The organism is Pseudomonas sp. P7758 (assembly GCF_013386485.1).
GTDB lineage: Bacteria > Pseudomonadota > Gammaproteobacteria > Pseudomonadales > Pseudomonadaceae > Aquipseudomonas.
In genome coordinates this window covers 46,058-52,428 of sequence record NZ_JACARS010000019.1, presented here as the reverse complement: position 1 = coordinate 52,428, position 6,371 = coordinate 46,058, and the positions used below count along the sequence as shown (strand labels likewise).

At 62.4% G+C, this 6,371-nt stretch carries 5 protein-coding genes; all 5 read right to left on the bottom strand.

Going from position 1 to position 6,371, the window contains the following annotated elements:
• Positions 1-40: 40 nt before the first annotated feature.
• Complete coding sequence (gene purU / locus HX873_RS05635) at positions 41-898, bottom strand: formyltetrahydrofolate deformylase (protein WP_003209192.1); 858 nt, start codon at positions 896-898, stop codon at positions 41-43.
• A 120-nt stretch (positions 899-1,018) separates the two neighbouring features.
• The gene (locus HX873_RS05630) at positions 1,019-1,651 is read right to left on the bottom strand and encodes a sarcosine oxidase subunit gamma (RefSeq protein ID WP_102604381.1); all 633 of its coding nucleotides are present in this window, start codon (positions 1,649-1,651) and stop codon (positions 1,019-1,021) included.
• A gap of 132 nt (positions 1,652-1,783) precedes the next feature.
• Positions 1,784-4,801 (bottom strand): sarcosine oxidase subunit alpha, encoded by a 3,018-nt coding sequence (locus HX873_RS05625; protein ID WP_177122464.1) that lies wholly within the window; start codon positions 4,799-4,801, stop codon positions 1,784-1,786.
• A complete protein-coding gene (locus tag HX873_RS05620) occupies positions 4,798-5,100 on the bottom strand; it encodes a sarcosine oxidase subunit delta (RefSeq protein WP_003209187.1) in 303 nt (100 codons plus the stop codon). Before HX873_RS05620 ends, HX873_RS05625 begins: the two co-directional genes overlap by 4 nt.
• A 15-nt stretch (positions 5,101-5,115) precedes the next feature.
• Positions 5,116-6,366, bottom strand: a complete 1,251-nt coding sequence (locus HX873_RS05615) for a sarcosine oxidase subunit beta (protein WP_003209185.1) — start codon at positions 6,364-6,366, stop codon at positions 5,116-5,118.
• Between the last annotated feature and the right edge of the window lie 5 nt (positions 6,367-6,371).

Here is a 6,371-nt window from a genome sequence, read left to right as displayed (position 1 = left end):
CGGTCAACTGTGGGAGCGGGCTTGCTCGCGAAGGCGTCCATCAGAGCACCACTGTCCGATTGGCGTTCAAGAACACCCGCCGCTCAATGTGATACCCCACGGCCCGGGCCAGGGTCAGGCCTTCGATATCCCGTCCCTTGGCAATCAAATCTTCCGGATAGTGACTGTGGTCCACCACCTCCACGCCCTGGGCGATAATCGGGCCTTCGTCCAAATCGTTATTGATGTAATGCGCAGTGGCGCCCACCAGTTTCACCCCCTTGTTGTAGGCCTGGTGATACGGCTTGGCGCCCTTGAAACCGGGCAGCAGGGAGTGGTGGATGTTGATGGCTTTACCGTCAAGCTTGCGGCACAGCTCCGGCGACAGCACTTGCATGTAGCGCGCAAGAATCACCAGCTCGGCGCCGGACTCTTCGATCACCTGCCACACCTGGCGCTCCTGCGACGGCTTGTCGTTGGGGTCCAGGGGAAAGTGGTAATAGGGAATCTGGTGCCAGTCGGCCAGGGGCTTGAGGTCCGGGTGGTTGGAGACTACGGCGACCACGTCCATCGACAGTTGGCCGATGCGCTGGCGGTAGAGCAAATCGTTGAGGCAGTGATCGGCCTTGGAGACCATGATCACCACTTTCGGCCGGTAGTTCGGCGCGGTCAGTTCGAAGATCATGCCGAAGGCTTCGCCACGGGTGGCCAGGCCATCGCGGAAGGCTTGTTCGTCGAAACCATCGGGCTGGCGGAACTCCACGCGGATGAAGAACCGGCCCGAGAGCCGGTCATCGAAGGAGTGGTGCTCAGTGACGTAGCAGCCCTGCTCGAACAGGTAGCGAGTGACCGCGTCCACCGTGCCGAGCACGCTGGGGCAGTCGGCGGTCAAAATCCATGTATCGGGTACGCGGCTCATTATTCGTGACTCCTTGATCGTTCCCACGCTCTGCGTGGGAACGCCGCAATGGACGCTCTGCGTCCGCTCTTGGGACGCGGAGCGTCCCGGGATGCATTCCCACGCGGAGCGTGGGAACGATCAGGCCTGGACGCTTAAACCATACTCAGCCGCCGCATCCTGCAACCACAGCCACCAGTAATCCGAGAAGCTGCGACGAATCACCAGCTCCCAGGTGTCTTCAGCAGTATGGCGAATCACCAATTGCGACTTGGCGAACACCGTGCCCACCGCCTTGCCCACCGGGAAGCTGTTGGGGTGCACGTCGTAGCTGGTGGATTTCATCAGCACATCGCGCACGTTGGGGCCGCTGAGTTCGAGAATCTGCTGGCCGCCGCTGACGTTGACGACCTGGATATGCAAATCACCCAGCGCCTCACGCAAGCTTTTCTCGGCGGCGAATTCCTCACCGCCTGGCACTACCAGCAACCACTCATCCGGACCGAGCCATTGCAGGCTGGTCTCACCCTTGACGATGACTTGCAGGGCACCGGGCAATTCGATACCCAAGGCTTTGTGCACACCGGCGGCGAAGGCTGCGTCATGGCCATCGCCACGAATGGTCAGGTGGCCCAGCAGTTTCTTTTCACGCACGGTCACGCCGGCGTTCTTGCGGCCCTTGCCTACCAGGCTGGCGAGGTCGGCATGGTGCAGCGACGACTCGGCCTTGGCTCCGGAGGTGGGGCGTTGTTGGTAAACATTGGCTGCTGTCATAAAGCACCTGTGTTGAATTTGATCGTTCCCACGCTCTGCGTGGGAATGCCGCCATGGACGCTCTGCGTCCGCTCTTGGGGCGCAGAGCGCCCCGGGATGCATTCCCACGCGGAGCGTGGGAACGATCAGGTGTCAGATGTTCTGACGATCGCCTTTAGGATCAAAGAACACCGAAGAAACAATCTCCGCCTCGATCACGCTGCCATCCGCCAGCGGTGCAAACACCCGCTCGCCGATGCGCTTCAAGCCGCCCTTCACCACGCCCATGGCAAACGAATAACCGAGGGAGTTGTGGGCATAACTGGAGGTGACGTGGCCGACCATCTTCATCGGGATCGTCTGCTTGGCGTCGAACACCAACTGCGCGCCTTCCGGCAGCCACACGTTCGGGTCGATCGGCTTGAGTCCGACAAGCTGCTTGCGGTCTTCACGCACGCAATCCTCGCGATTCATCCCGCGCCAGCCGAGCCACGAGAACGGTTTGGTGCGGCCTACACACCAGCCCATGTTCAGGTCGTCCGGGGTCATCGAGCCGTCGGTATCCTGGCCAACGATGATGAAACCCTTCTCGGCCCGCAGCACGTGCATGGTTTCGGTGCCGTACGGGGTCAGGTTGTACTGCTTGCCGGCCTCGACGATTTTCTCGAGCACACCCATGGCGTAGTCGGCCTGCACGTTGACTTCGTACGACAACTCACCGGTAAACGAAATCCGGAACACCCGTGCCGGCACGCCGCCTACCAGGCCTTCTTTCCAGGTCATGAACGGGAAGCCGTCCTTGTCCAGGTCGATGTCGGTGACTTCGCTCAGCAGCTTGCGGCTGTTGGGGCCGGACAAAGTCATGGTTGCCCAATGGTCGGTGACCGAGGTGAAGTACACCTTGAGGTCCGGCCATTCGGTCTGCTGGTAGATTTCCAGCCACTGGAGTACGCGTGCTGCGCCGCCGGTGGTGGTGGTCATCAGGAAGTGGTTGTCGGCGAGGCAGGCAGTCACGCCGTCGTCGAAGACCATGCCGTCTTCCTTGCACATCAGGCCGTAGCGGGCCTTGCCCACGTCGAGCTTGGTCCAGGCGTTGCTGTAGATGCGGTTGAGGAACTCGCGGGCATCCGGGCCCTGGATGTCGATCTTGCCGAGGGTGGACGCGTCCAGCAGGCCGACGCTGTCACGCACGGCCAGGCATTCGCGCTTCACTGCGGCGTGCAGGTCTTCACCGTTGCGCGGGAAATACCATGGGCGTTTCCACTGGCCGACGTCCTCAAACTCGGCGCCGTTTTTCACGTGCCAGGCTTGCAGCGCGGTGTAGCGCAGCGGCTCGAAGATGTGCCCACAGTGCCGGCCTGCTACCGCGCCGAAGGTTACCGGCGTGTAGTTGGGACGGAACATGGTAGTGCCCATCTGCGGGATGGTCACATTCAGCGAACGGGCCGCGATGGCCAGGCCGTTGACGTTGCCGAGCTTGCCCTGGTCAGTGCCGAAGCCCAGTGCGGTGTAGCGCTTGACGTGCTCCACCGACTCGAAACCCTCGCGGGTGGCGAGTTCGATGGCGGCCGCGGTGACGTCATTCTGCAGGTCGACAAATTGCTTCGGCGCCCGTGCGGTAGCTTTCTCGTGAGGTACCTGGAACAGCGCCAGGGTCGGTTCTTCCAGACGGCTCAAGGCTTTGGGCAGCGTACCTTCCACCGGCGCAAACCCGGCTTCGCTGGCAGCGCGCACGCCACCTTCAAAACCGTCGGCCAGGGAATCGCCGAGGCCGTAGACGCCATTGATGCCACCGACGCACACGCGTTTCTGCGGTGCTTCGCCCGGTACAAAACCGAGGATGTCTTCACGCCAGGTCGGCTTGCCGCCCAGGTGCGAGGCCAGGTGGACCACCGGGCTGTAGCCGCCGGAGCTGGCGACCAGGTCGCACTCCAGCCACTCGCCGGGGCTGGTGACTTTATGAGCTTTGACATCGATGGCCGCAACACGGGCACCAGTGACGTGCTTGCTGCCACGGGCCTCGATCACGGCGCTGCCGGTGAGGATGCGAATGCCTTTGGCACGCGCCTCTTCAACCAGCGCGCCCCGTGGGTTGTGGCGGGCATCGGCTACGGCGACAACGCTGAGGCCGGCGTCGAACCAGTCCAGCGCCACGCGGTAGGCGTGATCGTTGTTGGTGGACAGCACCAGCTTCTTGCCCGGTGCCACGCCGTAGCGACGCACGTAAGTGGAGACCGCTCCCGCCAGCATGTTGCCCGGTACGTCGTTGTTGCCGTACACCAGCGGACGCTCGCAAGCACCGGTGGCCAACACGACACGCTTGGCGCGAACCCGGTGGATACGCTGACGCACCTGGCCGATCGGCGCACGGTCACCGAGGTGGTCGGTGAGGCGTTCGTGAATGGTCAGGAAGTTATGGTCGTGGTAACCGTTGACGGTGGCGCGAGGCAGCAGCACCACGTCCGGCAGGGCCTTGAGTTCAGCAATCACACTGGCAACCCATTCAGCCGCCGGCTTGCCATCGAGGCTTTCGCGGGAATCCAGCAAGGAGCCGCCGAACTCTTCCTGTTCGTCCGCGATGATCACCCGGGCGCCACTGCGGGCAGCCGCCAACGCAGCCGCCAGGCCGGCAGGGCCCGCGCCCACAATCAGCACGTCGCAATGACGGTTCATGTAGTCGTAGGTGTCCGGATCGTTCTCGGTCGGCGAGCGGCCAAGACCGGCTGCCTTACGGATGTACTTCTCGTAAGTCATCCAGAACGATTGCGGGTACATGAAGGTTTTGTAGTAGAAACCCGGCGGCATCAGCTTGCCGCCGACCTTGCCGAGAATGCCCATCATGTCGTTGTTCACGCTCGGCCAGCCGTTGGTGCTGGTGGCGACCAAACCCTGGTACAGCGCCTGTTGCGTGGCGCGCACGTTGGGGATTTGCGTGGCTTCGGTGGCGCCGATCTGCAGCACCGCGTTCGGCTCTTCGGCACCGGCGGCGAAGATGCCGCGCGGGCGGGAATACTTGAAGCTGCGACCGATGATGTCGACGCCGTTGGCCAGCAGCGCAGCGGCCAATGTGTCGCCTTCAAAGCCTTTGTAGCTCTGGCCGTTGAAGGTGAAGCTCAGGGCTTTGTTGCGGTCGATCCGGCCACCGTTGGACAGGCGATTGATCTGGCTCATACCTTCTCTCCAGAAGCCTTGGCGGTGAATTGCGGCTTGGTGCCTATCTTGTAGGTTTCAAGAATTTCGTAGGTCACGGTGTCGCGGGTCGCGTTGAAATACTGGCGGCAACCGGCAGCGTGAATCCACAGTTCGTGGTGCAGGCCGCGCGGGTTGTCGCGGAAGAACATGTAGTCGCCCCACTCCTCGTCGGTGCAGGTGTTCGGGTCCAGTGGGCGCGGGATGTGCGCTTGGCCGGAGGCGTGGAATTCCTCTTCGGAGCGCAGTTCGCCACAGTGAGGACAGAAGATATGCAACATAGGGAATTTCTCCTGTTAGTGGGCGACGGCCGCAGCGCCGTGTTCGTCGATCAGCGCGCCGTTGTGGAAACGGTCGATGGAGAATGGAGCTGCCAATGGGTGCATTTCACCCTTGGCGAGGCTCGCGGCAAATACGTTGCCTGAGCCTGGAGTCGCTTTAAAACCACCGGTGCCCCAACCGCAGTTGAAGAACATGTTCGGGACCGGGGTCTTGGAGATGATCGGGCAGGCATCCGGCGTGGTGTCGACGATGCCGCCCCACTGGCGGTTCATGCGCACGCGGGACAGCACCGGGAACATCTCTACGATGGCCTGGATGGTGTGCTCGATCACCGGGTACGAGCCGCGCTGGCCATAGCCGTTGTAGCCGTCGATACCGGCGCCGATCACCAGGTCGCCCTTGTCGGACTGGCTGATGTAACCGTGCACGGCGTTGGACATGATCACGCTGTCGATGATGGGTTTGATCGGCTCCGACACCAGTGCTTGCAGCGGGTGGGATTCGATCGGCAGGCGGAAGCCCGCCAGGGATGCCATGTGGCCGGAGTTACCCGCCGTCACCACGCCGACGCGCTTGGCGCCGATGAAGCCTTTGTTGGTTTCCACGCCGATGCACACACCGTTTTCCTTGCGGAAACCGATCACTTCGGTCTGCTGGATCAGGTCCACGCCCAGTGCGTCAGCGGCGCGGGCAAAGCCCCAGGCCACGGCATCGTGACGGGCCACGCCGCCGCGCCGTTGCACGGTGGCGCCCATGACCGGGTAGCGAGTGTTCTTGGAGCAGTCGAGGTACGGAATCTCATCGGCCACTTGTTTGGCGTTGAGCAGTTCGCCGTCCACACCGTTTAGGCGGTTGGCGCTGACGCGACGCTCGGAGTCACGGATATCCTGCAGGGTGTGGCACAGGTTGTAGACGCCACGCTGGGAGAACATCACGTTGTAGTTCAAATCCTGGGACAAACCTTCCCAGAGTTTCATCGCGTGCTCGTACAGGTGCGCCGACTCGTCCCACAGGTAGTTGGACCGCACGATGGTGGTGTTGCGCGCGGTGTTACCGCCGCCCAGCCAGCCTTTCTCGACCACCGCCACGTTGGTGATGCCGTGCTCCTTGGCCAGGTAGTAAGCCGTCGCCAGACCATGCCCGCCGCCGCCGACGATGACCACGTCGTAGACCTTTTTCGGGGTGGGCGTGCGCCACATCTTCTGCCAGTTTTCGTGGTGGCTGAGTGAGTGCTTGAAGAGGCCGAAGCCCGAGTAGCGTTGCATAGTCA

What these genes read in the sequence shown, in the direction of transcription:
- HX873_RS05630 (WP_102604381.1), bottom strand. Translation starts at nt 1,651, where the DNA reads ATGACAGCAGCCAATGTTTACCAACAACGCCCCACCTCCGGAGCCAAG.
- HX873_RS05615 (WP_003209185.1), bottom strand. Translation starts at nt 6,366, where the DNA reads ATGCAACGCTACTCGGGCTTCGGCCTCTTCAAGCACTCACTCAGCCAC.
- purU (WP_003209192.1), bottom strand. Translation starts at nt 898, where the DNA reads ATGAGCCGCGTACCCGATACATGGATTTTGACCGCCGACTGCCCCAGC.
- HX873_RS05620 (WP_003209187.1), bottom strand. Translation starts at nt 5,100, where the DNA reads ATGTTGCATATCTTCTGTCCTCACTGTGGCGAACTGCGCTCCGAAGAG.
- HX873_RS05625 (WP_177122464.1), bottom strand. Translation starts at nt 4,801, where the DNA reads ATGAGCCAGATCAATCGCCTGTCCAACGGTGGCCGGATCGACCGCAAC.